We start from the raw sequence: 26,035 nt of genomic DNA, 5'->3' as shown, positions 1-26,035 counted from the left end.
TTCAACGCCTTGTGTTTTTATATATAAACACAAGGCGTTTTTTTATCCATTCGATCATTCATCCCCTTGCCGATAATTAATAATAATTTATACTGTATGTATATACAGGTATTTTGTTATGTATGAATTAATCGAACATCTTAAGCAAAAACAATGGCTTTGGTCGGGTTCTCAAACACCTGACAGCGGAGACTACTACTCAACTGGGCATGATCTTTTGGATCAAAAGCTTGAAGGCGGCTTTCCTAAGCATGGGGTTGTCGAGCTGCAAGGTGCCTCCAGTATTGGTGAATTACGCCTACTTTTTCCGCACCTAAAAAACACCAGCCAAGAGAGGTTATCTGTCTTCATTCAACCTCCTGGTTACCTGTGTGCTGAACAGATTAATAATGAAGGTCTAGATAACAATAAAGTCCTACTCATCTACCCACAAAATGATAAAGAGGCACTTTGGGCTGCCGAACAATGTTTACGCAGTGGTGCATGCAGCAATGTATTGCTTTGGCATCCCGAATTAGAAGTTCATCAAGCAAGACGCCTACAGGTTGCCAGTGAACATGGAAACTGCTTGCACTTTATCTTTAGAACGGCCAAAAAAAGTCTGTTTTCACTGCCTGTCAGTTTAAGTATGACACTCCTTCCACACGCGTTGGGAGTAGAAATCACCATCACCAAGCGTAAAGGTGGTTGGCCTCAAGGTAGCTTTGTGATTGATATGAGTGCAGCTTGGCCAAGCCTGACGTTACAACCTAAACCGCCTGTAATTATCCCTTTCCCAATTCGTCAGCAAGGGTAGTTATGCAAAGCTGGATCTACCTACACTTTCCAACTCTACAACTTGATGCACTTTTCTCAGAGCAGGCCCCCTTGCCACTAGCGATAGTTGAATCTAAGCGCTTTAAGATCGTCCAATGTAATGAAATCGCCCTTCAACAAGGGATACAAACGGGCATGGGTTTAGGCAGTGCGAGTGCGATGTGTCACCAGCTTCAAGTTCACCCTTATGATGAAAAGGTTGAGCAGCAAACTCTGCTTGATATTGCCCAGTGGCTATATATGGTCACCTCAGATATTTGTCTGTTACCACCGCAAGGCGTGTTACTCAAAGCCACCAATATGTTGTCACTCTACGGTGGGCTAGAACCCTATTGGCAGCGCGTTTCACAGCATTTAACGCAACTTCAGCTTAACTACTCTTATTCGAGCGGCTTCTCTCCTTTCTCGGCTATCGCCTTAGGGAAAGCCAATGCTGCCCTACTGACTCCAGAGAAAGAGCAACTCATCAAGATCATCAAACCTTTTCCTCTTAGTGCAACCGAGCTTGGTAGCAAGACGGTGGAAAAGCTCCAACGGGTTGGCATCACGACACTCAGCGATTTGCTCGACATCCCAATCAAAGAACTCGCTCGCCGCTTTGATATTGATTTGGTCAACTATGTTGGCAAATTGATGGGACAGTTTAAGCACCCTATTGATTTCTACCACCCACCAGAGCACTTCGAAAACTATCAAGAATTGCTCTTTGATATTGAAAACATTCAGTGGCTAGAAAAACCGCTCGCTAAACTACTCACCAAGCTAGAATGGTTTCTGACACTACGTAACCAAGTTGGCTATGAGTTAGAGCTGATCTTACATCAAAGAGACAAAGACGATGCGTCGGTGACATTTTACTCTGCCAGTGGCGATTACCTTGCCACTCGTTGGATGACGCTCTGCCAACTCACAATGGAATCATTAAAGCTCGATGCTCCCGTACAGGGGCTGACGCTGCGTTTGATTCGCAGTGGAGAGCTTGAGTCCACCAGCGCAGATCTATTTAAAGGCTTTCAAGGCGAGCAAACTGAGTTAGAGCTAATTGGCTTACTACAGGCAAAATTGGGCAAAGATAAGGTGCGTAAAGTGGCGCATAGTCACGACCCTCGTCCAGAAAAAGCCACCTTTCTCTGTGACCCTACCCTGCCTATTCCAACCAAGGCAGCAAGCCAAAGACTGCGACCGAATATTGTTTTGCCTACGCCAGAACCTTTACAAGAGAAAGTCTCCATCATGCAAGGCCCTGAACGTTTCGTGACAGGCTGGTGGGACGGTGATGATATGACCCGCGATTACTTTGTCGCTCGTAGTGATCAAGGGCGCTGGTTATGGGTATTTCGTAATCAAGACAAGCACTGGTTCGTCCATGGATTGTTTTGTTAGTCCGGAGCGAATGTGATGTCTTACGCTGAGCTTTTTTGTCAAAGTAACTTCTCTTTTCTCACTGGCGCCTCACACGCTGAAGAGCTGATCTTGCAAGCAGATTTTCTGCGTTATCACTCCTTAGCGATCACAGATGAATGCTCAGTTGCAGGTGTGGTACGTGCTTACACAGCAAGTAAGAAGCATCAGCTTAACATTGAGCTTATTGTCGGCAGTATGTTCTGGCTTAACCAAGAGTGTCAGGTCGTGTTGTTGTGCCCAAACCGAGAGGCTTACGCTGAGCTCTGCCGTATCATCACCAATGCGAGAAGGCGTTCCGAGAAAGGCAGCTATCAACTTTCTGAATGGGATTTAATGTCAGCCAAACGCTGCCTCATCCTCTGGTTACCCAGTCATACATCCAGTGACCATAAATGGGGAAACTGGCTTGCTCAGCATCATCAACACCGACTGTGGCTAGGTATTCAGCGCCACCTCAAATCTGATGATAAACAATACCTTGAACACTGCGAGCAGCTCGCTCAAGAGATACAACTACCGATTAGCGCCTGCGGTGGCGTGCTCATGCATACTGCAACCCGTTTGCCTCTACAGCATACGCTGACCGCTATTCAGTCCGGGTGTAGCGTTAATGAATTAGGCGAACAGCGACTAACCAATACAGAGAGAAGCCTGCGTAGTCAGGAAAAACTCGCCAAGCTATTTAAACCTGAATGGCTGCAAGAGAGCGTAAAAATCGCCGAGCGCTGCGAATTTAGCTTAGGTGATCTGCAATACGAATACCCTAACGAGCTGGTTCCCGATGGCTATACTCCAATGAGCTACCTCACCGCTTTGGTCGAATATGGCAAGAAACTACGCTTTCCTGAAGGTGTTCCAAGCGATATTCAGGCAACAATAGACAAAGAACTTAAGCTGATTGATGAGCTTAACTACCCGTTTTATTTTCTCACCATCCACGACATTGTGATGTTCGCTAAACGTCACCGAATTCTCTACCAAGGGCGCGGTTCTGCTGCCAACTCCGTGGTGTGCTATTGCCTTGAAATCACCTCTGTAGACCCTAGACAGATTTCGGTGCTATTCGAGCGATTTATCAGTGCCGAACGCGATGAGCCACCCGATATTGATGTCGATTTCGAGCATGAACGCCGTGAAGAAGTCATCCAGTACATTTACCAAAAGTATGGTCGAGAGCGTGCGGCTCTAGCCGCAACCGTGATCTCTTATCGCTTCAAAAGCGCGGTGCGTGATGTAGGCAAAGCGCTAGGCATTGAAGAGAGTCAGCTCGATTACTTTATTAAAAATGTTAATCGCCGTGACCGAGCACTCGGTTGGCAAGCTCAAATCGTCGAGCTCGGGCTACAGCCTGACTCTCTCAAAGGCGAGCAGTTCATCAACCTAGTCAACGAAATTCTTGGCTTTCCTCGTCATCTTTCACAGCATGTCGGCGGTTTTATCATTGCTGCTGGGCCCTTGTATGAACTGGTTCCAGTCGAGAATGCGTCAATGCCCGATCGCACCGTCATTCAATGGGATAAGGACGATCTCGAATCGCTCAAGCTGCTTAAAGTCGATGTACTGGCTTTAGGCATGCTCACTGCGATTCGTAAGTGCTTTGATTTAGTGCAGCGTCTGCATAACCAAACACTAACGATTGCTGAGATTACTCGCCGCCAAGATGACGAGCAGGTGTATAAGATGATCCAACGTGCAGACACGGTCGGCGTATTTCAAATAGAGTCACGAGCGCAGATGAGCATGCTACCACGCTTAAAACCCGCCACTTACTATGACTTAGTGATTCAAATCGCCATTGTCCGCCCAGGCCCGATTCAGGGGGATATGGTGCACCCATTTCTGAAGCGGAGAAATGGAGAAGAAGCGGTCGATTACCCTTCCGAAGAGGTTCGTGCCGTGCTAGAGCGCACCCTTGGCGTACCTATTTTCCAAGAACAAGTGATCAAGATAGCCATGGTTGCTGCCGGTTTTAGTGGCGGTGAAGCGGATCAACTGCGCCGAGCGATGGCAGCTTGGAAAAAGAGTGGCGACCTAGTCAAATTCAAAACCAAGCTGGTAGAAGGTATGCTCAGCCGTGGCTATCAACTGGAGTTTGCTGAACGCATCTTTGACCAAATCTTAGGCTTTGGTGAATATGGCTTTCCAGAAAGTCATTCCGCTTCCTTTGCCGTGCTCGCTTATTGCTCCGCATGGCTCAAACACTATTACCCTGAAGCTTTTTACACTTCACTGCTCAATAGCCTACCGATGGGTTTTTATAGCGCCTCACAGCTTGTACAGGATGCGCGGCGACATAAGGTCATCGTGTTACCTGTTTGCGTTAATGCTTCCATGTACGACCACCAAGTTGTCCATCATCAAGATAAACTGGCTATCCGGTTGGGTTTAAGACAAGTGAAAGGACTCAGTCAGCAGAGCGCACAGCAATTATTGCACGCCAGAGACAAGGGCCAATTTACCCATTCAGGACAGATCAAACATATCGGCTTATCCAAGCGAGATGTCGAATTGCTCGCTTCAGCTAATGCCATGCATATGCTCAGCCATAACCGTTATCAGACTCGCTGGGCAATGATGGATTCGCTTTCGGATTTACCTCTGTTTCAAAACATCGAAGAGCCTGAAAGCCAAATCATTGCCACCCCCTCAGAGAGCCAAACATTACTTGAAGATTATGCAGCCACTGGATTGTCACTCGCTAAACATCCTATCGCCTTACTCGATGACGCCGGTGAGCTGGGGCGATTTACACGGATGAAAGATTTGGTGCAAAAAGATCACCAATCTTTGGTCACTGTGACGGGGGTGGTAACAGGGAAACAGGCGCCGGGAACCGCCGCTGGCGTGACATTTTTCACGCTAGAAGATGATACTGGCAACATCAACGTTGTGGTGTGGAAAGCGACAGCTCGGGCGCAAAAGGAAGCCTATCTAACTGCCAAGATCTTACAGGTAAAAGGAATATTGGAAAAAGAAGGCGAGGTTCATCATGTGATAGCAGGAAGGTTGATTGATATGACAGATAAATTGCAGGGGCTTAGAAGTAAATCACGCGACTTTCACTAAAGCCATGTAAGCAAAAAAGGGAGCACAGGCTCCCTTTTGAATTAACGCTGACAAGTTACAACTCGTCTTCAGCTTCCATACTTCTTTTCTTGTATTCCCTGTACAGTAACATGCATAAGGTCATAACAACCTTAGACGTAAACCATATCATGAATAGAAACAACCTTAAGATTCTGATGAACAGTTGTATTTAATCGTTCTAGTCATTTCGCACTGCAAAATAACTTGGTTACTATAGCAGCAATGCAATAAATAAGCATCAGCAATAAGTGTTAACAAGTATTATCAGGATAATATATCTCTTAATCGATCCTGAGCGACTTCTACAAGCAAGTCTGGCTGGAATTTCGAGATAAAGCGATCACAGCCTACCTTCTCTACCATCGCCTCATTAAAGCTGCCACTCAGTGACGTATTGAGCGTAATGTAGAGATCTTTCATTCTTGGGTCTGAGCGCACTTCATGAGTCAGCTTATAACCATCCATTTCTGGCATTTCGGCATCGGTGATCATGAGCAGCAATTCTTCAACCACATTCTTCCCTTCATCACTCCAAGACTTAAGCAAATTCAGCGCTTCAAGACCATCTCGGCATTCAATGATATTCAGCCCTAACTGTGAAAGCGTGCCCTTAACCTGAGAACGCGCCGTTGAAGAATCATCAACGATAAGGACATTACGCCCCACCATCTCATTGACTAAGTTGTTGTCTAAAACGCCTTCAGAAATTGAAATATCGTAATCAATAATCTGTGCGAGTACTTTCTCTACATCAATAATCTCAACAATTTCAGAGCCTTTGCCGTCTTTAATTTGCGTAATTGCAGTGAGATAGTTCGCTCTTCCTGCTGTTTTCGGCGGCGGCTGGATCTCTGTCCATGCAGTATTGATGATGTTTCGAACCTGACCCACAAGAAAGCCTTGAACAGTACGGTTGTACTCAGTGATGATGAGGTTCTCTTCTTGGTTATCAAGGCGAGATGGAGGGAAACCAATTGCTGCACGTAAATCAATCACAGGAACAGAAACACCACGCAGAGAAGCAACACCGGTAATATGGTGGTGAGAGCCTGGCATTTTAGTCAGTGGTGGAACTTTAATGACCTCACGCACTTTAAACACGTTGATGGCGAAGACCTGTCGGCTATTCAAACTAAACAGCAACAGCTCCAACCGGTTTTCACCGACAAGATTAGTTCGCTGATCGACGGTATTTAATACTCCAGACATACTGCTTCCCAACAAATGTGTATATAACAAAAATAGTCTATAGCAAGACTAAGATAAAAATAAACCCATATATCATTCAAGATTATATGGGTTTACTAGAAAGATAAAGGAGAGCAACAGCTCAGAAAACACTATCCTTCTATTACTTTCATCAATAGCAGGCCGTCATACAAGGCTTGCTTAATCAATGCAGCGCCAGGCATAGTAGCTTGCTTGTAGAAACGCGACTCCACCAGCTCTAAGTCTTGATGGTAAACGGGTAAACATTGCTCTTCGATGCAAGTTTGAATCGCAGGATAAAGCACCTCTTTGGCCTGATTAATCGCGCCGCCGATCAACACTTTCTCAGGGTTAAAAAGATTAATCACAATCGCGATCGCCGATCCTAAGTAACCACCGAGTTTTTCAATCACATTGACCGCTAAAGGATCGCCATTTTCAGCAGCTTCACAGATATCTTCCACCGAAATTTCTTCAATGTCAGACAATGATGAGGCTTCCCCCTGAGCGATTCGTTCAGCAACTTCATTGCGAATCGCTTGCGAACTTGCCACCGTCTCCAAACAGCCACGATTACCGCAGTGACACTGCTTACCATTAGGATCGATCTGGATATGTCCGAGTTCGCCAATATTACCATGGCGACCTTGCAGAACACGTCCATCAAGAATGATACCCGCCCCTAAACCATGGTGTATTGAGATGAGAACCGAGTTTTCGTTCTCTTGAGAATGCCCAAATAGACGCTCTGCTAGTGCCCATGCGCGCGTGTCGTTAGCAATAAAGACCGGAAGCCCGGTCGCTTTATAAATCTCAGGGCCAAGTGGTAAGTTTTCGACATTGTAGTGAGGCATTTGCAGCACAACCCCACTTTCCGAATTGACCAAGCCAGGGAGCGTGATTGCAATACTGGTCACACGGTCAAGCTGCTCAGAGTAAGTTTGGAAAAACTCATCGATTTCATGCAATAGGCGGGCTAACACATCGTCTTGGTCGACTTCATGGATATCGATTTTGGTATCAATCAGGACATCACCACCAAGTTCGTGCAGTGCAATCGTCAGATATCCGCGCCCCAGACGCATCGACAAAAACTGCCAACCTTCGTTATTCACTTGTAAACCGACAGCAGGACGGCCACGACTGGTCGCTTCCTGAACCGTCGTTTCATGAATAAGGTGTGCCTCAATCAGCTCTCGGGTAATTTTAGTAATACTTGCAGGCGCAAGCTCACTCTGCTTCGAGAGATCGATACGAGAAATTGGGCCTTTTTGATCAATGAGTTTATATACACGGCCAGCATTGACCTGCTTGATATGATCAATATGGCCAGGTTGAGCCATGTACATGGAGTGCTCCGAATATCAACAACATGGTAATTTTTTTACTTTGCGAAGTAATTGTGAAGAGCTTTGATAGATTGCCGTGACAAGTGTCACGTATAAACATGTTTGTTTGTGTACCTAATCAAATAGCGAAGGATTTATCACAAATCCATTCCTATTTTTTTGCATAAATAAATATGTCTTCCATCACCTTTTCAAAGTCGTACACAAGATTGTCATCTGAATTATCAGCACAGATGCTAGGCCTGTATATACTTAATACTAATACATTTAGGAATGGAAACTGAATCATAATACCAATCGGGATAAATAGCTGATCAGATAATTGCGCAGGAAAAATCGCTTAGAGCAAGGCATAGATTGCAGATAGCTAGTTGCTCTACCTACAAAATCTATAACACCGCTATGAGTGATTTTAACCAGCAAGAATCACCAGATATTTGTTCTGGTTGGTATAAATGCCGCATACAATTCATCTTGCGGCAACATCAATCAAGGAGCTCCGAATGACCTCAATCCAAAGAAGAACAAAAATTGTCTCTACTCTTGGACCTTCTACCGATAAACCTGGTGTACTTGAAGCAATTCTAGAAGCTGGCGTCAACGTGGTGAGAATGAATTTCTCTCACGGAACCGCAGATGATCATAGAGAGCGCGCTACTCGAGTTCGTAACATCGCCGCAAAATTGGGCACTCATGTCGCCATTCTTGGCGATCTGCAAGGCCCCAAAATCCGCGTCTCTACTTTCAAAGAGGGCAAGGTTCAACTCAGCATCGGTGATATTTTCACCCTAGATAATAAACTCGAAGCGGGTCAAGGTGATAAAGATGCTGTCGGGCTTGACTATAAAGAGCTACCGAACGATGTATCTGCAGGTGATATTTTATTACTTGATGATGGCCGTGTTCAGCTACAAGTCATGGGCGTTAACGAGTCGCAAGTAAGAACTAAGGTGATTATTGGTGGGCCTTTGTCGAATAACAAAGGCATCAATAAAAAAGGTGGTGGCTTGTCCGCGGAAGCCCTGACCGAAAAAGATAAAAATGACATTAAACTCGCGGCTGAAATCAAAGTTGACTATTTGGCCGTCTCTTTCCCACGAAATGGCGAAGACATGAAATACGCGCGAAGGCTCGCGACAGACGCAGGGCTACAAACGCGCTTAGTGGCGAAAGTAGAACGCGCAGAGACCGTAGAAAGCCAAGAGAACATTGACGACATTATTCTTGCCTCAGACTCCGTGATGGTTGCGCGCGGCGACTTGGGGGTAGAAATTGGTGACCCAGAACTTATCGGGGTGCAGAAACAGCTGATTCGCCGCGCACGCGCCCTCAATCGAACTGTCATTACCGCAACACAGATGATGGAGTCGATGATGGAAAACCCTATGCCGACTCGTGCAGAGGTTATGGATGTAGCCAACGCGGTATTAGACGGCACTGATGCAGTGATGCTCTCTGGTGAAACGGCAGCGGGTAAATACCCATTAGAAACAGTGCGCTCTATGGCTGAAGTCTGCTTAGGTGCAGAAAAGATGTCGGCGGTTAACCGCTCTGGTTATCGTATGGACTCCGTGTTTGAAACAGGCGAAGAGACCATTGCCATGTCAACCATGTTTGCAGCCAACCACATGCGCGGAGTCAAAGGGATTGTCACTCTCACCGAATCTGGCCGTACCGCGCTAATGATGTCGCGTTTAAGCTCTGGGCTACCTATCTTCGCTCTTTCTCGTAATGAGAGCACATTGAACCTCTCTGCGCTTTATAGAGGCGTTTTCCCTGTGTTTTTTGATGACAAGTCAGATATCGGATTAGAAACTGCAGAAGCGGCTGTGGCAACCTTAAAACAGAAAGGACTTCTTGATGATGGCGATCTGGTGATTATCACCCAAGGGGATGTGATGGACGTCGTCGGCTCGACTAACTGTATGCGAATTCTTGCCGCGTAAGTTAAGGCCTCAAGACAACAAAGGGAGCATGGTGCTCCCTTTAGCATTTTAGGGAGAAAGTGGATTTAGCAATACATTGGGAAAAGGTATCGACAAAACGAAAACCTGCATCGAGCCCAATTTGATAATCATGGAGCAAATCCTCTCGTTCACTCATCAAGGAACTAGAACGCAAAGGTTGATCGGGTTTAATCTGGATGATGAAACAATCATCCGGCGGTGAGTGCAAAAAGTCTTGAGTCAATGAATAAGTCTGATAATGCACCATCAGCATATCTGCTAATCCCGAATCAAACTTATCTCCCAGCAGATGACTTAAGCGGTAAATATCATCAGCACCAAACAACCAGCGTCCACCGTTTAAGGCTTCTAAGTGCGTTTGTTCAGTTTTTTCCTGCCGAGACTTCTGCACTTGATCGCTAAAAAACGAACTCCAGTCTTGCTTCCACCGAGTTAACTTTTCTTGCCAGTGATCTTGGATCACATTGAACGAATCACGCAACCACTCGACGGGAGGCTCTTGATTAACCTCAAGCGTATCCGTCGTCAAATCCTCTCCCTCGGTACGAATCACGACAATACAACGAGCTTCTTTGCGCCATGCTTCCTGAACAGGGATCGAAGCAGAAACACCACCATCTACATACTCCCCATGAGCAAACCGTACAGGTTGATCGTACAAACGGGGAATCGCACAGGTAGCGATCAGTACTTTTTTCCAGTCATCTTGCAACATAGGGAGGTAATGGTCAGACAGCCTATTGGTCTCTGTGACTGCAGCATAAGCCTGACGATGAGCGAGCACTTTCTTTCCCATATCAATGTCAAGTCGATAGGGATATTCACAGATCTTATCGAGTGCCCAGTCTAACCCCATGTATTTTTTATGTCGGATATAACGAAACAAATGGAAGAACTCTGGATCTGTCGTAAGATCAAGAATAAAGGATTGCCCTATTCCTCTTTGGCGGCATAAGAATGCGCACAAGTTAAGAGCACCTGCCGAAGTGCCATAGAAAGAATGAAATGGGTCAAAATTAGATAGAAGGAATGCATCAAGCACACCAGACGTAAAAATCCCTCTTTGGCCACCCCCTTGAGCAACCAATGCATTTTTACCGCCGGTGTACTTTTTTAGTCGTTGAGCGTCAAGTTGTACAGCAGCGTTGGTAATAACACCGCAATTCTTCATTGATAGGCTACGCAGTAGTAATTGCTGTAATACCAAAACCTAGCAAAACAGCAAAGATAACGGCCGTAATCACTAGCGCAAATTTTAGATTGTGTTCCATAGACACCTCCTTATTGTGTAACAAAGTAATAACATCCTTGTGAGGTATCTTCAATTAATACCTATTTTTCGTGCGGAATTATGACGTTAGCGTCACAATTAGTAGCATATGGTTACCAAATGAAGGATAAAAAATGAACGCTATGAAAATAATACCTTTGACGTTGTTTTTGTCTGTCCTGAGCACTTCTGCAGTTGCTGAGGTTTACCTTTCCCCTTGGGTTGGATACACAGCAGGTGGTAGCGTTGAAGACCAAAAACAACAAGAACTCGACCTGAAAGGCTCTGAGAGTTTCGCGCTCTCGGTTGAAACTGATTTTGACACAGGACGACTTGGCTTATTCTACTCAACGCAAAGCACAGACGTAGAAAACACCAATGCGAGTAGCACCATCCATTACTTACATTTTCAGAGTAGTGTTTACTACCCCATCGAAGATAAGTTTTCTTCTTACTTAGGGATTGGTTTGGGGGGATCGTATATCGACGCAGATTGGGTTGATAAGGAGCTAGGGTTTTCAGCGAGTATATTTGGCGGCTTTGAATACAAGTTCTCAAATACTGTAGCACTCAATACCCAGCTTCGCTGGTTGGGGACGGTTGTTGACAACGACACCAGTGGTGTGTGCAATTTGACAGCCGGAGAGAACTCGTGCGTGATCAAATTCAAAACTGACTGGATGAATCAGTTTTCTGCAAACCTAGGCCTAACAGTTCGCTTTTAAGTTTCCTATCATCCGACTGTTAAGCCTAAGCTAGGCATAGCGATTAAAACGAGTATTTCACACCTAGTGCACCACCAATTTGCAGCTCTGGGCCGCCATATAGATTTAGTTCTGGGTGCACTTGGCCGTACATGTTCCAGCCTTTGCTCAAATTCCAATTCAATCCTAGCGGGACGCGAGCACCAAACTCTTTACCATCCCACTCACTCCAGGCACCAGCACCAACATACCAACTCACAGGAGTATTCGCATCGAACTCGCCGCGAGCAAGAATGTAATCAAATGCACCTCCGTCATTACCTGCAATAAAGCGGTACTGATTATCTAGTTCTACAACAACGCTCAAACCTTGGTCCAAGGCCATACCTACCGACAGATCTGTCGATTTAGGCTCTTCCGCCGCTACAGCAACACCACTCACCATCGCTATAACGCCAACTAAACTGGAGATTCCATATTTCTTCATGCTTATGCCATTTACTACAAAATAAAACAGCGTGCAATTATCCGTATTTGTCGGGAAAAGATGTCAGAGAAAGGTGAGGATAAAGACAGAAGGTGGGATGCGGGATGCGGGATGCGGGATGCGGGATGCGGGATGCGGGATGCGGGATGCGGGATGCGGGATGCGGGATGCGGGATGCGGGATGCGGGATGCGGGATGCGGGATGCGGGATGCGGGATGATTTTGCTATTCAGGAATAGTTAGTGTCAACAACTTGAGATAAGACACCAACAACCTCCTCTCGGAGGACGAAGTCAGTTCCCAGTTCTCGAAACGCAGTGTTCTCGCAGGGCGAAGCCCGTTCCATAAGCGAAGCGCTCCCGTTCCAAAAACAAAAAGGAGGCCGAAGCCTCCTTTTTCAAACTAGATGAGTCAGTGGGAATTAACCGTGGTTACGGATCCACTCATCCATTTCAGTTTTCAGGTTGTCAGACTTAGTACCGAAGATAGCCTGAACACCACCTGCTACAACTACTACGCCTGCTGCGCCTAGCTGTTTTAGTTTGTCTTGGTCAACAGCTTCTGTATCAGCAACTGCTACACGTAGACGAGTGATACATGCGTCTAGGCCAGTGATGTTTGCTTTGCCACCGAATGCTGCAACAAGCTCACCTGCCATGTCTGAACCAGCAGCAACAGCAGCTTCTTCAGATTCGTCTTCACGACCAGGAGTCTTAAGGTCCATTGCTTTGATTACAGCGCGGAATACTACGTAGTAGATTGCAGCGTAAACAAGACCAACAGCGACCATTAGGCCCATTTTCTGAGAGTTACCAGACAGAACTAGGAAGTCGATTAGACCGTGTGAGAACGAAGTACCGTGTACAAAACCTAGAGTGTTAGCAACAACGTATGCAGAACCCGCTAGAAGAGCGTGGATACCGTATAGTAAAGGAGCAACAAATAGGAATGAGAATTCGATTGGCTCTGTGATACCTGTTAGGAATGAAGTCAGTGCAGCAGAAGCCATGATACCCATTACTTTCGCGCGGTTCTCTGGCTTAGCAGAGTGAGCGATAGCGATAGCAGCAGCAGGTAGACCGAACATTTTGAACATGTAACCACCAGCTAGCTGACCGAAGCCATTACCAGCAGCACGAGATGCTTCATCAGCAACTAGGTAACAAGTAAGTACGCCGTTTTGAGTTTCGCCTGCAGCGTTAACACAAGTACCCGCTTCGAAGAAGAATGGTACGTTCCAAACGTGGTGTAGGCCGAACGGGATTAGAGAACGCTCAACGATACCGTAGATACCGAATGCAACTTGTGGGTTCTGGTGAGCAGCCCAATCAGAGAAAGATGCAATCGCGCCGCCAATTGGTGGCCAAACGATAGAAAGAACGATACCAAGACCGATAGCAGTGAAACCAGTGATGATTGGCACAGCACGCTTACCAGCGAAGAAACCAAGGTATTCTGGAAGTTGGATTTTGAAGAAGCGGTTGAATGCCCAAGCAGCCACACCACCGACAAGGATACCACCTAGTACACCTGTATCGATTTTTTCAACACCCATAACACCAGCCATAACGCCTAGCGTTGCAGTCATGATGCCGTAACCGACGATAGCAGCAAGACCTGCTACACCGTCGTTGTTAGTAAAACCAAGTGCAACACCCACAGCAAATAGCAGTGCCATTTGACCGAATACTGAACCACCCGCTTGTTCCATTAGGTTCGAAACGATCTCTGGAATGAAGCTTAGGTCGGCAGCACCGACACCTAGTAAAATACCTGCAACTGGTAGAACCGATACTGGTAGCATCAGAGCTTTACCAACTTTTTGCAGGTTAGCAAAAAGATTCTTAAACATGTTTATGCTCCTGAAAAGTTATAAGAATTATTGGGCTCTAACGGCACACCCCCGTAGCCTTAAATGTTAGCACCCAGAAAAAATGTAACCACTTATGTCACTATATTTTCTGCCTCTAAATATATCTTGTTGGTGATCAATCTTTCTACCGAGTTACGAAATTTAGTTTCAAACTAATAGCTAGATCACAATCAAAAGCGCTGTCTGAAATGCATTTCAATTCTTCAACATACTGTTTTTATTGATAATATTAAATCTATCGATTAATTTTGATGGGTAAATAAAATAGATACAGTTGTTATTTTATGTAACAAAATTACATGGGTAGTTTTTTTAGCTCTCAACTTCAACATTTTTAGTAAACAACGGCCAAAAAACGTTTGCCTGTGACGCTGATTACAAAAAAAAGGAGCCGAAGCTCCTTTTTTATACAAAACTCATTTTCTATCTCAAAAAAAGATTTCTAAAGTTTTCGCTGGTCTTTTCTCCAACTTCGCCCAATGAACACCCTTTAAGCTGTGCAATGTAGGCGGCAACCTCGACAACATACGCAGGTTGGTTCTGTTTTCCACGATGAGGCACGGGTGCGAGATATGGCGAGTCAGTTTCAATAAGCAATCTTTCAAGCGGTAGCGCTTTTACCACTTCTTTCAGCTCTGTAGCTTGCCTAAAAGTGACAATCCCAGAAATCGAGATATAAAAACCAAGATCCATCGCAGCTTCAGCAAACGCTAAGTCCTCTGTAAAACAGTGGATCACACCGCCGCATTGGTCAGCTTTACCATTTTTGAGAATATCCAACGTATCTTGTCGCGCGTTACGTGTATGTATAATCAGCGGTTTATTCAGCTTAACCGCCAATTCAACTTGTTGCTCAAACCTCAGCTTTTGCAGCTCAGCCGTTTCAGGCTGGTAATGGTAATCGAGCCCAGTTTCACCAACCGCCACCACCCTTGGATGTGATGCATACTCGTGTAAACGATCAAGAGCGAAATCACTCTCTACATCTAATGGATGAACACCACAAGAAGCGTAAATGTTGTCATAAGGCTCTATCATCTCCAACATATTAGGAAAAGAGTCCAGAGTAACGCCGACTGAGAGCAACTCACTCACATTAGCTGCTTTAGCTTTAGCAACCACATCGTCAATACCTTGGTGAAGATCTTGATAGTCTAATTTGTCTAGATGACAGTGAGAATCTACAAACATGTTTCCCCGTTAAATTTGAAAAGCCAATCCAAAATCAGAAGCTCAGCATTTAGCCCGGTATGTGTTCTTAATTGTTCGGAGAGTTTTAATAACTCCTGAGACTGAACATACATAGATTGGTAACCCACAACCTTCGCTAACTGCGCAGCGCCCGGCGTAAAGAAGGGCATCGCCAAACCGTAATGCACTTTCTGCGCATCAGTGAGCAGGTACCATAACCAACTTAAGTATTCAGTCGGCTCTGACGCTAACTCTTTAGCAAGCTTAGTCACATCCGCTTGATTCTGACAATGTGCGATGAGCTGCGATTCTATTGATAGATACTGCGACACTTTATCTTGATTAACGAAATCAAGCGTGGCTAACGGGGCATTACCATTTATGTGAGACGCGTAAGCAGGCACTGGCTTATTTGCTTGCTCACTTAACCAACCAGCCACCAATGAAGACTCGGGCGCAGTAAGGTGCCATTGTTGGCATCGGCTAGTGATAGTTGGCAGCAAGGCGTTGTTACGGTGGGAGACCAGCAAGAACATACAGGTTGCAGAGGGCTCCTCAAGCGTTTTCAGCAAGGCGTTCGCAGCCGATTCGTTCATGGCTTCTGCAGGTTCAATAACAAATAACCTTAACCCGGAAAGCTGTGAAGATTCCTGAGCGATTCGATTACACTGGCGAATTTGTTCGACTGTAATAGCCTTACCCTGCTTCTCTGGTTTAACAACATGGAAATCTGGGTGACTTTCAGACTCCATCAGTTGGCAACCATGGCAAAAGCCGCACGCTTCTGCGGGATAGTTCTGACACATCACCGCTCGGCTAAAATGCTCTACTAAGCGCTCGGAACCCATCCCTTCTTCAGAAATCAATAAAGCGGCATTTGAAAACCGATCCGCTTGAAGGTTTGATTGCCACTCTGTCCATAATGGAGAGAGCCACGGGTATAGCTCATTCATGCTATGCGCTCACCCAATTGCTCACTACTGCTGAGATGTCTGCAGCGACCTGGTCAATACTTTGCTCTGCGTTGACCACAACGACTGACTCATCATTCTCTGCAAGTTCAAGGTAACGCTCACGCGTGCGGTCGAAAAAGCTCATGTCCATTTTCTCTATGCGATCCAATTCTCCGCGACCACGAGCACGTTCAAGGCCAACTCGCGGATCAAGATCAAGATAGATCGTTAGATCAGGCTTAAACTCACCAAGTGTAGTTTGCTTAAGCGCAGTCATGGTTTCACGCGGTATCTGACGCCCGCCACCTTGATAAGCTTGCGAAGACATATCGTGGCGATCACCAACGACCCAGCTACCAGAAGCAAGTGCAGGTTTAATCACGTTCTCAACTAATTGGACTCGCGCTGCATACATCAGCAGCAGCTCTGTCATATCTTGCAGCTCTTCGCCTTCGTGCTCTTGTTTAACCAAAGTACGTAATTGTTCAGCTAAAGCGGTCCCACCTGGCTCACGTGTATTTTGGATGCGCTCAACACCGGCATTTGTTAGCGTTTCAAGTACCGCCTTAATCGCTGTACTTTTACCTGCGCCTTCTAGGCCTTCAATGACGATAAATTTGCCGTTTTTCATTTCTTACTTCTTAATTGCTTTAAATATGCGCGAACTGCTCGGTTGTGTTCAGCCAATGTTTTAGAAAACACATGTCCACCATTACCACTTGCGACAAAGTAAAGGTAATTACTGTCTTCTGGGTTAAGAGCAGCTTGAATAGAAGCTTCCCCTGGCATTGCGATAGGTGTTGGTGGCAAGCCGAAAATCGTATAGGTATTGTATGGTGTTGGCGTTCGAAGATCTTTCTTACGAATATTCCCATCGTACTTTTCTCCCATCCCGTAGATGACGGTTGGGTCGGTTTGTAATCGCATCCGCTTGTTTAAACGATTAACGAATACTGCCGCAACACGCTCACGTTCAGACTCTACCGCGGTTTCTTTCTCTATAATTGAAGCCAAGATAAGCGCTTCATATGAGGATTTTAGTGGCAATTTCTCTTGGCGAGTTGCCCAATGCTCATCAAGCACCATTTGCAGTTTGTCAGCAGCGCGCTTCAAAATATCGAGATCAGATGCACCGAAGGTGTAGTGATAGGTTTCTGCTAGCAATAACCCTTCTAACTTTTCGTGTGGCACGCCGAGTTTTTGCGCAATCTGAGCTTCACTTAATCCATCTAACTCATGCTCCAAATATGGTGCATTGTCGATGATTTGCTGCCACTCTTTAAACGTAGAGCCTTCGACGAAAGTTATCGAAAATTGGTGTTCCTTACCCTGCTTAAATTGCTCTAACGTCGATTTGAGAGTCGAACCTGAGTCCAATAAATAGGTTCCGGCGCGTAATTGTGTCAGTTCAGGGTGGAATCGACGAACAAGTTTAACCACATCACTACCAGTGATCATTTTAGACTCGGTAAGCTGTTCAAGGACACGATTAAAGCTCGTTCCGGAAGCGATGGTAAATATCTGTGACTGCTCGATTTGAAGAGGCTGGTTTACGTACTGCTCTACTTGTTTAGCGACATACACATAGCCGCCCGCTGCCAATGCAGCCACTAACAACAAAAAGAGCGTGATTTTTTTAATCACGAGTCGATCATCTCCTGAATTCGTTTAGTTGTTTTTCCAATATCAAACTGGTGTGAATCAATAGCACAAATCGGCGCTGCGCCTATGATGGAATTGGTCATAAACACTTCATCAGCATTACGTAAATCAGAGAGTTTATACTCCCCTATGTGAGTTTCAATCCCCTCTGCCTGCGCCCATTCCAATACAACGCGTCGTATAACTCCGCTGACACCTGCTTTATCTAAGCTAGGGGTGAACAGTGTTGCCCCCTTTACCCAAAACAAGTTTGCCATGGTGGTTTCAATCACGTTGTCATCAATATCAAGCGCGATCCCGTCAGCAAACGAATGCTGCTCTAGCTCAGCTTTAAGTAACACTTGCTCAAGACGGTTGTTATGTTTGTGCCCCGCCAATAAGGGGCTATGACCAAGTCGTCGCTCACAGATACCCAGTTCAATTCCTTGCTCACTCCATTGTTCATAGTAAGCAGGATAAATAAAGTCGCTAATAGTAACATTTGGTGAGGCTACATGAGTAGGGCTATATCCCCTTCCCCCTGTACCGCGGCTGATATGCAGTTTTAACCCCGCTTTTCGGTCGTTGCGAACTGCCTGAGCCAACCAACTTTCAACTTGAGTCCAATCAGGGCGGGATATCTCTAACACATCCAAACAAGCATTCATACGGTCAACATGCTTTGACCAATGAGCGATGTGCCCTTCTCGTGTCAGCATAGTGGTAAAACAGCCGTCACCATATTGAAACGAACGATCTGTCACCGAGATTGACTCACAACAGACACCATTGACTATGAACATGCGAAATCCTTTTTATCACCTTTGCTTGACCGCCAAGTTTTAAGAGACCATTAAATAACAAAACGGCTTAATGCCAAAGCATTAAGCCGTTTATTTAGTCTAATTCAGGCGCTTGTTTAGATTTTTTTAAACACTAGTGAGCCGTTAGTACCACCGAAGCCGAATGAGTTACAGATAGCGTAATCCATTGAAACTTCTTTAGCAGTATGCGGAACTAGGTCAATATCTAAGCCTTCTTCAGGGTTGTCTAGGTTGATTGTTGGTGGAACCATTTGATCAACCAGAGACATCACCGTAATGATCGCTTCTACAGAACCCGCAGCACCAAGCAAGTGACCAGTCATAGACTTAGTTGAAGACACTTTAACTTGCTTAGAACCTTCTTCGCCTAGCGCACGTTTAACGCCTTTAATTTCAGCGACATCACCAGCTGGTGTAGAAGTCCCGTGAGCATTCACATAGCCTACTTGAGTACCTGTGATACCTGCATCACGCATTGCCGCTTCCATAGCTAGTGCACCACCTGAACCGTCTTCACTTGGAGACGTCATGTGGTAAGCATCACCAGACATACCGAAACCGACAAGCTCAGCGTAGATTTTTGCACCGCGAGCTTTTGCGTGCTCGTATTCTTCAAGAACCATCATGCCTGCGCCATCACCAAGAACAAAACCATCACGGTCTTTATCCCATGGACGAGAAGCTTTTTGTGGTTCGTCGTTACGAGTAGAAAGTGCTTTCGCAGCACCAAAGCCTGCCATACCTAGAGGTGTAGACGCTTTCTCTGCACCACCTGCAACCATAGCTTCTGCATCACCGTATGCAATCATACGAGCCGCATGGCCGATGTTATGTAGACCTGTTGTACACGCCGTCGAGATCGCGATGTTTGGACCGCGAAGACCACGCATAATAGATAAGTTTCCTGCAACCATGTTTACGATGGTTGATGGTACGAAGAACGGGCTCACTTTACGTGGACCTTTCTCAACAAGCGCAGTATGGCCTGCTTCGATAAGGTCTAGGCCACCAATGCCTGAACCGATTGCTACGCCAACACGAGCAGCGTTTTCTTCGTTAATTTGTAAACCAGAGTCATCTAGAGCTTGGATACCAGCTGCAATGCCGTATTGGATAAATAGATCCATTTTACGTGCATCTTTTTTAGACATGTATTCAGTACAGTCAAAACCTTTTACTAGACCCGCAAAACGAGTAGAAAAGTTTTCAGCATCAAAGTGCTCGATATTCACGATACCGCTTTGACCTGCTAGCAGGGCTTTCCAAGATGATTCTACGGTGTTGCCTACCGGTGACAACATACCCATGCCAGTGACAACAACACGACGCTTGGACACGATATTATTCTCCGGAATTGAAATGATTCTATGGAAGGATAGAAGGGTTAAAGAGAACACAGGCGGCCAGAAGGCCGCCTGGGAGAGATATTACTGAGCGCTGTTTACGTAGTCGATTGCAGCTTGAACAGTAGTGATTTTCTCAGCTTCTTCGTCTGGAATCTCAGTGTCAAATTCTTCTTCTAGAGCCATTACTAGTTCAACAGTGTCTAGAGAATCAGCACCTAGATCGTCAACGAATGAAGCTTCGTTCTTAACTTCAGCTTCGTCTACACCTAGCTGTTCAACAATGATTTTCTTTACGCGTTCTTCGATGTTGCTCATTTTTTCTTTTCCTTTACAGATTTCGCCTAATGCGATGATTCAGTAGTTTATTCGAACTACCAAAAGTTGCAAGAGGGACCTTGCTGGTCAAACCACAATTTTAGCGATTTTAACCGAAATTCAATACATTTTTGACTTAAATCATGCACAAATCTTGCGCACGTTTATATCAAGAATCTCAAACTATAGGCCATTTTAATGACAATAAATAGCCAAGTTGGTGACATTAAGTGCAAATTCACTCTGCCCGCAGAAATTTGAATGAAATTTAATGAAAAAGTTCACTAATTCTGCAAGGTAAGCGATTTACACCATGTACATGCCGCCATTTACATGCAAAGTTTCGCCAGTAATGTATGCCGCTTCAGGAGAAGCAAGGAATACTACTGCCGATGCAATTTCACGCGGATCACCTAAACGACCTGCAGGGACTGCAGAAAGAGTCGATGCACGTTGCTCTTCGTTTAACGCTTTAGTCATGTCTGTTTCGATAAAGCCAGGTGCAACGGTGTTAACAGTTACACCACGAGAAGCAACTTCGCGTGCCATAGATTTAGTGAAACCAATTACGCCCGCTTTTGCTGCAGCGTAGTTTGCTTGACCCGCGTTACCCATAGTACCAACAACAGAACCTACGTTGATGATACGACCAGCGCGTTTCTTCATCATACCGCGAAGCACAGCTTTAGACATACGGAAGATAGGCGTTAGGTTGGTATCAATGATGTCATCCCACTCTGAATCTTTCATACGCATCAGTAGGTTATCACGAGTAATACCTGCGTTATTCACTAGGATATCAATCGCACCAAACTCATCGTTGATGGTCTTTAGTGTCGCTTCAATCGACTCAACGTCAGTAACGTTAAGTGCTAGACCTTTACCATTTTCACCAAGGTACTCGCTGATTGCAGCCGCGCCGCCTTCAGAAGTCGCAGTACCGATTACTGTCGCACCACGCTCAACCAATAGTTCAGCAATTGCACGACCAATACCACGGCTTGCGCCAGTGACTAGAGCAATCTTACCTTCTAGGTTCATCATGTTCTTTATTCCTATGTTCTTTAATTACTTAGCAGCTTCTAGAGATGCAGCATCATTCACTGCTGCGCCACTTAGTGTCTTAACAATTCGTTTTGTCAGGCCAGTTAGAACCTTACCAGGGCCAAGCTCTAGTAACTTCTCTACGCCTTGCTCGCTCATCAGTTGCACGCTCTCAGTCCAACGAACTGGGCTGTGTAGTTGACGAACAAGCGCATCTTTGATTTTCGCAGGATCAGTTTCCGCGGCTACGTCAACGTTGTTGATAACAGGGAATTGAGGTGCGTTGAATTCAATCTCTTCTAGTGCTACTGCTAGCTTGTCTGCTGCAGGTTTCATCAATGCACAGTGAGAAGGTACTGAAACCGGAAGTGGAAGCGCGCGCTTAGCACCGGCTTCTTTACATAGTGCGCCCGCGCGCTCTACTGCATCTTTACTACCTGCAATCACAACTTGGCCAGGCGAGTTGAAGTTTACCGGTGAAACCACTTCGCCTTGCGCTGCTTCTTCACAAGCTTTTGCGATAGCGTCATCATCAAGACCGATGATCGCGTACATTGCACCTGTTCCAGCCGGAACCGCTTCTTGCATTAGTTGACCACGTAGTTCAACCAGTTTGATCGCTTGCTTAAAGTCAATCACGCCAGCACATACTAGTGCAGAGTATTCACCCAAGCTGTGACCCGCTAGATTAGCTGGTTGCTCTAGGCCTTGCTCTTGCCATACACGCCAGATCGCAACAGATGATGCCAGCAGTGCTGGTTGAGTACGGTGTGTTTGGTTGAGATCTTCTGCAGGGCCATTCTGAACTAGAGCCCATAGGTCGTAGCCTAGTGCTTCCGATGCTTCTGCAAATGTTTGTTTAACGACTTCAAACTGTTCGCCAAGTTCAGCAAGCATACCCACAGCTTGTGAGCCCTGACCTGGAAATACGATAGCAAACTTGCTCATTTTCTTTTCCTTAAAACCGTTTCTTTATTTAAAAGAAGAAAGAAAAGATGCCCATCAAGGCATCTTAATTTTGAATTCTATAGCTTAGAACTTAACGAGAGCTGAGCCCCAAGTAAAGCCACCACCAAATGCCTCAAGCAACAGTGTTTGACCACGCTTAATTCGCCCATCACGTACCGCTTCATCAAGTGCTGTTGGCACTGTTGCCGCAGACGTGTTGCCATGGCGATCCAATGTAACGACTACTTGTTCCATCGGCATCGCAAGCTTCTTAGCTGTCGCGGAAATAATACGTAGATTTGCTTGATGAGGAACTAGCCAGTCTAACTCTGACTTGTCCATATCATTCTCTTTTAGTGTTTCTTTTACTAGACGAGAAAGCTGAGTAACGGCGACTTTAAATACTTCGTTACCAGCCATATGCAGCCAGCTGTTGATATCTTCGCTATGCTCCGACTCACTTGGCACTTTCTCATGGCGGTCTGGGAATTTGAGGCTTAATAGCTCACCAAAACGGCCATCAGAGTTAATCGTTGTTGATAAGATACCTGGTTCTTCACTCGCACCAACGACAACGGCACCCGCTGCATCCCCGAAAAGGATAATCGTTGAACGGTCGTTAGGATCACAGGTTTTAGACAAAGCGTCGGCACCGATCACTAGGATATTCTTACAGTGACCTGTTTTGATGTACTGATCAGCAACAGACAAGGCATAAACAAACCCTGAACATGCCGCAGCCATATCAAACGCAGGACAATGCTTAATACCGAGAAGCGCTTGGACCTGACATGCTGCTGATGGGAAAGCGTGAGAACCACTAGTCGTCGCTACAAGAATCATATCGATATCGTTCTTATCGATACCTGCCATCTCGATAGCATTTTTGGCTGCTTGATAACCCATGTCTGCAACTGTTTCGTTTTCAGCTGCAATGCGTCGCTCTTTAATACCCGTACGAGTTACAATCCACTCATCACTTGTATCTACCATTTTCTCTAAGTCTGCGTTTGAACGCACCTGAGATGGCAGGTAGCTGCCAGTACCTAAAATTTTGCTATACATGAAGACTAATAATGCCTCTCGAGTAAAACCGCTTCCAAACGATCGCTAATACGGCTTGGTACTTGTCGTTTGACCTCATGTAGCGCCTCACCAATTGCATTGATGACTGCGTCTACATCAGCACTTCCGTGGCTTTTTATGACAATGCCGCGCAATCCTAGCAAACTTGCGCCGTTATACTGGTCGGGGTTCAATGTTTTTAGTTCATTAAATAGTCCGGAAAACAATTTTCTTGCAATCCAACCCTTTATAGATGAGGTCATCATACTCGATTTCAACTTATCGATAAAAAGTTGCGCGGTGCCTTCACATGCTTTTAGACAAACATTGCCCACAAAACCGTCACAAACAACAACGTCTGCGGCATCATGGAGTAATTGGTTACCTTCAATATAGCCAACAAAGTTCACCGAACGAGTATTTTCCAACATTTCTGCACAGCGCTTGACGAGGTCATTACCTTTTATTTCTTCAGCGCCTATGTTGAGAATGGCTACTCGAGGTGGCTTGTCCACATACTGCTCTACAAGCGCACTGCCCATTACGGCAAATTGAAACAACGAATCCGCATCACTTGATACATTGGCCCCTAAGTCCAACATCCAAGTTCTACCACCTGAAGCGGTCGGTAATGCAGAGATAAGCGCAGGGCGTTCGATGCCCGGTAGCAATTTCAACTTAAATCGTGATAAAGCCATCAACGCACCTGTGTTTCCACAGCTAACACATGCATCGGCATGACTGTCGGCGACAAGATCAATCGCCATGCCCATAGAGCTGCCTTGATTGTTACGGAGTGCGAGGGAAGGTTTTTCTGTGTTGGAAATCACTCGGTCAGCGTGTTCAATACTCAAACGAGCATCTGGCTGGTAACCAAGAGAAGATAATTGAGATGTGATCGCGTTTTGATCACCAATAAGGATCACTTTTAGCTCTGGGAAATGCGACAGTGCCTGCACGGCGGCAGGCACTGTGACGCGAGGACCGAAATCCCCGCCCATTGCATCAAGTGCAACGGTTATATTTTGCAAAGGTCAACCTTACTTGTTGATAACCTTTTTGCCACGGTAGTAACCTTCAGCAGTTACGTTGTGGCGCAGGTGAGTTTCACCTGAAGTTGCGTCTACAGAAAGTGCAGCTGTAGTTAGGGCATCGTGTGAACGACGCATACCACGCATTGAACGAGATTTCTTGCTCTTTTGTACGGCCATTGACCCTACTCCTATGTAAGTATTAAAGAATTACTTCTTTAAGCTTTTTAAAACGTCAAATGGATTCGGCTTCTTTTCTTCTTCCACAATTTCTTCTGGAAGTTCACCAAACACCATATTATCTGAATCAACGCTACAGTCCGCTTCATCGTGCATTGCTATTTGAGGCAAGTTTAGAATGAACTCGTCTTCAACTAACTGTATTAGGTCTAACTCACCGTACTCGTTCAGATCTACCAAATCGTACTCTTCCGGTGCTTCCTCTTCAGTCTTTTCACCTTTGTAAGGTGTATAAGTGAATTGGACCTCGCACTCATGTGCGAAAACCTCATTACAGCGCTGACACTCTAAGTCGACTTCGATGTTAGCTTTACCAGAGATAACAACGAGTCGCTGCTCATCTAAGTCAAATGACAGTGACACTTGGGCGTCGCGTTTAACGCCTTCAACTGATTCATCTAAGCGCTTGAAGAGACTAACTTGAATAATACCTTCAACATCTAGTCGCTTCTGAGCAGCGCGTGACGGATCAATCGTACGCGGTATTTTTACCTTTTGCATAGGGCGCGAATTCTATCTTCCAAATCGTTTATAGTCAAAGAAAAAGGGCAAAAAAATGTACTTTTTTTCCTTATCAGCTTGAGAGCTAGTATCTAAGACGTAATATACATTAAGCTCTCACCAACTCTTGTTTTGATTGTAAAGAAAAATGCCGAATTACCAACTAGTTTTAGCCTCTACATCGCCATATCGTAAACAACTGCTCAATAAACTAGCAATAGAATTTGAGACAGCTTCTCCTGCTTTCGATGAAACTCCGTTAGAGAATGAAGCGCCAATTGAGTTGGTTAAAAGGCTAGCCAAGGGTAAAGCCGAGTCTTGCTCAGTGAGTCAGCCAAGTTTAGTCATTGGTAGCGACCAGGTTTGCGTAATTAACGGCAACATCATCGGTAAGCCCCATACACGCGAAAAGGCGATTGGTCAGCTGCTTGATCAAAGCGGTCAATCTATTCAGTTTTATACCGGCTTAGCTCTGCACAATACTCATACCGGGCTCACCGACATCAAGGTCGATACCTTTACGGTCCACTTTAAAGCTCTAAGCAAAAAGCAGATCGAAAATTATGTAGATAAAGAGCAACCTTTTTACTGTGCGGGAAGCTTTAAAAGCGAAGGATTAGGTATTGCTCTGTTTGAACGATTGGAAGGTAAAGATCCAAACACCTTAGTTGGACTGCCACTGATTGATTTGATTGATATGCTCGCCGCACAAGGGGTTGAGGTGCTTTAGCGGGATGCGAGAAGCGAGAAGCGAGAAGCGAGAAGCGAGA

General features: G+C 45.5%; 25 protein-coding genes. 6 read left to right on the top strand and 19 right to left on the bottom strand.

Features of this window, described 5'->3' with window-relative positions:
* The first annotated feature begins 118 nt into the window (after positions 1-118).
* Genes imuA through AC6R00_RS20910 form a run of 3 tightly spaced genes read left to right on the top strand, consistent with a single transcriptional unit; the run spans position 119 to position 5,286 of the window.
* On the top strand, positions 119-796 hold the full coding sequence (gene imuA, locus AC6R00_RS20920; RefSeq protein ID WP_500641782.1) for a translesion DNA synthesis-associated protein ImuA: 678 nt from the start codon (positions 119-121) through the stop codon (positions 794-796).
* Positions 797-798: 2 nt separating this feature from the next.
* Positions 799-2,199, top strand: a complete 1,401-nt coding sequence (locus tag AC6R00_RS20915) for a Y-family DNA polymerase (RefSeq protein ID WP_500641781.1) — start codon at positions 799-801, stop codon at positions 2,197-2,199.
* Between the two features lie 15 nt (positions 2,200-2,214).
* Positions 2,215-5,286: an error-prone DNA polymerase gene (locus tag AC6R00_RS20910; RefSeq protein ID WP_500641780.1), complete on the top strand. Its 3,072-nt coding sequence runs from the start codon at positions 2,215-2,217 to the stop codon at positions 5,284-5,286.
* Between the two features lie 285 nt (positions 5,287-5,571).
* On the opposite strand, the gene AC6R00_RS20905 is transcribed toward AC6R00_RS20910, so the two are convergent.
* Complete coding sequence (locus AC6R00_RS20905) at positions 5,572-6,516, bottom strand: chemotaxis protein CheV (protein WP_004746626.1); 945 nt, start codon at positions 6,514-6,516, stop codon at positions 5,572-5,574.
* Between the two features lie 131 nt (positions 6,517-6,647).
* Positions 6,648-7,865, bottom strand: a complete 1,218-nt coding sequence (gene mlc, locus AC6R00_RS20900; RefSeq protein ID WP_500641779.1) for a sugar metabolism global transcriptional regulator Mlc — start codon at positions 7,863-7,865, stop codon at positions 6,648-6,650.
* A gap of 503 nt (positions 7,866-8,368) precedes the next feature.
* Here mlc and pyk point away from each other — a divergent pair.
* Complete coding sequence (gene pyk, locus AC6R00_RS20895) at positions 8,369-9,811, top strand: pyruvate kinase (RefSeq protein WP_004746621.1); 1,443 nt, start codon at positions 8,369-8,371, stop codon at positions 9,809-9,811.
* Between the two features lie 40 nt (positions 9,812-9,851).
* Here the strand turns inward: pyk and AC6R00_RS20890 are convergent, their stop codons facing one another.
* Together AC6R00_RS20890 and cydH are read right to left on the bottom strand one after the other, a co-directional pair.
* Positions 9,852-11,003: a patatin-like phospholipase family protein gene (locus AC6R00_RS20890; protein ID WP_500641778.1), complete on the bottom strand. Its 1,152-nt coding sequence runs from the start codon at positions 11,001-11,003 to the stop codon at positions 9,852-9,854.
* Between the two features lie 7 nt (positions 11,004-11,010).
* Positions 11,011-11,103: a cytochrome bd-I oxidase subunit CydH gene (gene cydH / locus AC6R00_RS20885; RefSeq protein WP_004746619.1), complete on the bottom strand. Its 93-nt coding sequence runs from the start codon at positions 11,101-11,103 to the stop codon at positions 11,011-11,013.
* A 133-nt stretch (positions 11,104-11,236) separates the two neighbouring features.
* Between cydH and AC6R00_RS20880 the strand changes: the two genes are divergently transcribed.
* Positions 11,237-11,827, top strand: coding sequence for an outer membrane beta-barrel protein (locus AC6R00_RS20880; protein ID WP_500641777.1), 591 nt, complete (start codon positions 11,237-11,239; stop codon positions 11,825-11,827).
* A gap of 43 nt (positions 11,828-11,870) precedes the next feature.
* On the opposite strand, the gene AC6R00_RS20875 is transcribed toward AC6R00_RS20880, so the two are convergent.
* The 15 genes from AC6R00_RS20875 to yceD form a co-directional block, all read right to left on the bottom strand.
* Positions 11,871-12,293 (bottom strand): hypothetical protein, encoded by a 423-nt coding sequence (locus tag AC6R00_RS20875; RefSeq protein ID WP_500641776.1) that lies wholly within the window; start codon positions 12,291-12,293, stop codon positions 11,871-11,873.
* 421 nt (positions 12,294-12,714) lie between these two features.
* Positions 12,715-14,145: a PTS glucose transporter subunit IIBC gene (gene ptsG / locus AC6R00_RS20870; RefSeq protein WP_500641775.1), complete on the bottom strand. Its 1,431-nt coding sequence runs from the start codon at positions 14,143-14,145 to the stop codon at positions 12,715-12,717.
* A 444-nt stretch (positions 14,146-14,589) separates the two neighbouring features.
* Positions 14,590-15,357 (bottom strand): TatD family hydrolase, encoded by a 768-nt coding sequence (locus AC6R00_RS20865; RefSeq protein ID WP_500641774.1) that lies wholly within the window; start codon positions 15,355-15,357, stop codon positions 14,590-14,592.
* Positions 15,348-16,310, bottom strand: coding sequence for a DNA polymerase III subunit delta' (gene holB, locus AC6R00_RS20860; protein ID WP_500641773.1), 963 nt, complete (start codon positions 16,308-16,310; stop codon positions 15,348-15,350). The genes AC6R00_RS20865 and holB overlap by 10 nt, the downstream gene beginning before the upstream one ends.
* 1 nt (position 16,311) lies before the next feature.
* On the bottom strand, positions 16,312-16,941 hold the full coding sequence (tmk, locus tag AC6R00_RS20855) for a dTMP kinase (RefSeq protein ID WP_500641772.1): 630 nt from the start codon (positions 16,939-16,941) through the stop codon (positions 16,312-16,314).
* Positions 16,938-17,954, bottom strand: coding sequence for an endolytic transglycosylase MltG (mltG, locus tag AC6R00_RS20850; protein ID WP_500641771.1), 1,017 nt, complete (start codon positions 17,952-17,954; stop codon positions 16,938-16,940). Before mltG ends, tmk begins: the two co-directional genes overlap by 4 nt.
* Positions 17,951-18,754, bottom strand: coding sequence for an aminodeoxychorismate lyase (pabC, locus tag AC6R00_RS20845; RefSeq protein WP_500641770.1), 804 nt, complete (start codon positions 18,752-18,754; stop codon positions 17,951-17,953). The genes mltG and pabC overlap by 4 nt, the downstream gene beginning before the upstream one ends.
* A gap of 116 nt (positions 18,755-18,870) precedes the next feature.
* Positions 18,871-20,112, bottom strand: a complete 1,242-nt coding sequence (gene fabF, locus AC6R00_RS20840; RefSeq protein ID WP_500641769.1) for a beta-ketoacyl-ACP synthase II — start codon at positions 20,110-20,112, stop codon at positions 18,871-18,873.
* A 90-nt stretch (positions 20,113-20,202) separates the two neighbouring features.
* The gene (gene acpP, locus AC6R00_RS20835; protein WP_004406112.1) at positions 20,203-20,436 is read right to left on the bottom strand and encodes an acyl carrier protein; all 234 of its coding nucleotides are present in this window, start codon (positions 20,434-20,436) and stop codon (positions 20,203-20,205) included.
* Positions 20,437-20,742: 306 nt separating this feature from the next.
* Positions 20,743-21,477, bottom strand: a complete 735-nt coding sequence (gene fabG / locus AC6R00_RS20830) for a 3-oxoacyl-ACP reductase FabG (RefSeq protein WP_004746550.1) — start codon at positions 21,475-21,477, stop codon at positions 20,743-20,745.
* 27 nt (positions 21,478-21,504) lie between these two features.
* Positions 21,505-22,428, bottom strand: coding sequence for an ACP S-malonyltransferase (gene fabD, locus AC6R00_RS20825; RefSeq protein WP_500641768.1), 924 nt, complete (start codon positions 22,426-22,428; stop codon positions 21,505-21,507).
* A gap of 84 nt (positions 22,429-22,512) precedes the next feature.
* Positions 22,513-23,493 (bottom strand): beta-ketoacyl-ACP synthase III, encoded by a 981-nt coding sequence (locus tag AC6R00_RS20820; protein WP_500641767.1) that lies wholly within the window; start codon positions 23,491-23,493, stop codon positions 22,513-22,515.
* A gap of 5 nt (positions 23,494-23,498) precedes the next feature.
* Positions 23,499-24,524 (bottom strand): phosphate acyltransferase PlsX, encoded by a 1,026-nt coding sequence (plsX, locus tag AC6R00_RS20815; RefSeq protein ID WP_500641766.1) that lies wholly within the window; start codon positions 24,522-24,524, stop codon positions 23,499-23,501.
* A 9-nt stretch (positions 24,525-24,533) separates the two neighbouring features.
* Positions 24,534-24,704, bottom strand: coding sequence for a 50S ribosomal protein L32 (gene rpmF / locus AC6R00_RS20810; protein ID WP_004414666.1), 171 nt, complete (start codon positions 24,702-24,704; stop codon positions 24,534-24,536).
* Positions 24,705-24,734: 30 nt separating this feature from the next.
* Complete coding sequence (gene yceD / locus AC6R00_RS20805) at positions 24,735-25,265, bottom strand: 23S rRNA accumulation protein YceD (RefSeq protein ID WP_004746543.1); 531 nt, start codon at positions 25,263-25,265, stop codon at positions 24,735-24,737.
* Positions 25,266-25,413: 148 nt separating this feature from the next.
* Here yceD and AC6R00_RS20800 point away from each other — a divergent pair, with 148 nt between their 5' ends.
* Complete coding sequence (locus AC6R00_RS20800; protein WP_500641765.1) at positions 25,414-25,995, top strand: Maf family protein; 582 nt, start codon at positions 25,414-25,416, stop codon at positions 25,993-25,995.
* The last annotated feature ends 40 nt before the right edge of the window (positions 25,996-26,035 follow it).

Source organism: Vibrio sp. R10-SF1-ISO8, from assembly GCF_059833805.1.
This window is presented reverse-complemented; position numbering and strand designations above follow the sequence as displayed.

Excerpts from the sequence above, each read along its gene's own strand:
- imuA (WP_500641782.1), top strand. The coding sequence starts at position 119 with ATGTATGAATTAATCGAACATCTTAAGCAAAAACAATGGCTTTGGTCG.
- AC6R00_RS20915 (WP_500641781.1), top strand. The coding sequence starts at position 799 with ATGCAAAGCTGGATCTACCTACACTTTCCAACTCTACAACTTGATGCA.
- AC6R00_RS20910 (WP_500641780.1), top strand. The coding sequence starts at position 2,215 with ATGTCTTACGCTGAGCTTTTTTGTCAAAGTAACTTCTCTTTTCTCACT.
- AC6R00_RS20905 (WP_004746626.1), bottom strand. The coding sequence starts at position 6,516 with ATGTCTGGAGTATTAAATACCGTCGATCAGCGAACTAATCTTGTCGGT.
- mlc (WP_500641779.1), bottom strand. The coding sequence starts at position 7,865 with ATGTACATGGCTCAACCTGGCCATATTGATCATATCAAGCAGGTCAAT.
- pyk (WP_004746621.1), top strand. The coding sequence starts at position 8,369 with ATGACCTCAATCCAAAGAAGAACAAAAATTGTCTCTACTCTTGGACCT.
- AC6R00_RS20890 (WP_500641778.1), bottom strand. The coding sequence starts at position 11,003 with ATGAAGAATTGCGGTGTTATTACCAACGCTGCTGTACAACTTGACGCT.
- cydH (WP_004746619.1), bottom strand. The coding sequence starts at position 11,103 with ATGGAACACAATCTAAAATTTGCGCTAGTGATTACGGCCGTTATCTTT.
- AC6R00_RS20880 (WP_500641777.1), top strand. The coding sequence starts at position 11,237 with ATGAACGCTATGAAAATAATACCTTTGACGTTGTTTTTGTCTGTCCTG.
- AC6R00_RS20875 (WP_500641776.1), bottom strand. The coding sequence starts at position 12,293 with ATGAAGAAATATGGAATCTCCAGTTTAGTTGGCGTTATAGCGATGGTG.
- ptsG (WP_500641775.1), bottom strand. The coding sequence starts at position 14,145 with ATGTTTAAGAATCTTTTTGCTAACCTGCAAAAAGTTGGTAAAGCTCTG.
- AC6R00_RS20865 (WP_500641774.1), bottom strand. The coding sequence starts at position 15,357 with ATGTTTGTAGATTCTCACTGTCATCTAGACAAATTAGACTATCAAGAT.
- holB (WP_500641773.1), bottom strand. The coding sequence starts at position 16,310 with ATGAATGAGCTATACCCGTGGCTCTCTCCATTATGGACAGAGTGGCAA.
- tmk (WP_500641772.1), bottom strand. The coding sequence starts at position 16,941 with ATGAAAAACGGCAAATTTATCGTCATTGAAGGCCTAGAAGGCGCAGGT.
- pabC (WP_500641770.1), bottom strand. The coding sequence starts at position 18,754 with ATGTTCATAGTCAATGGTGTCTGTTGTGAGTCAATCTCGGTGACAGAT.
- acpP (WP_004406112.1), bottom strand. The coding sequence starts at position 20,436 with ATGAGCAACATCGAAGAACGCGTAAAGAAAATCATTGTTGAACAGCTA.
- fabG (WP_004746550.1), bottom strand. The coding sequence starts at position 21,477 with ATGAACCTAGAAGGTAAGATTGCTCTAGTCACTGGCGCAAGCCGTGGT.
- fabD (WP_500641768.1), bottom strand. The coding sequence starts at position 22,428 with ATGAGCAAGTTTGCTATCGTATTTCCAGGTCAGGGCTCACAAGCTGTG.
- AC6R00_RS20820 (WP_500641767.1), bottom strand. The coding sequence starts at position 23,493 with ATGTATAGCAAAATTTTAGGTACTGGCAGCTACCTGCCATCTCAGGTG.
- rpmF (WP_004414666.1), bottom strand. The coding sequence starts at position 24,704 with ATGGCCGTACAAAAGAGCAAGAAATCTCGTTCAATGCGTGGTATGCGT.
- yceD (WP_004746543.1), bottom strand. The coding sequence starts at position 25,265 with ATGCAAAAGGTAAAAATACCGCGTACGATTGATCCGTCACGCGCTGCT.
- AC6R00_RS20800 (WP_500641765.1), top strand. The coding sequence starts at position 25,414 with ATGCCGAATTACCAACTAGTTTTAGCCTCTACATCGCCATATCGTAAA.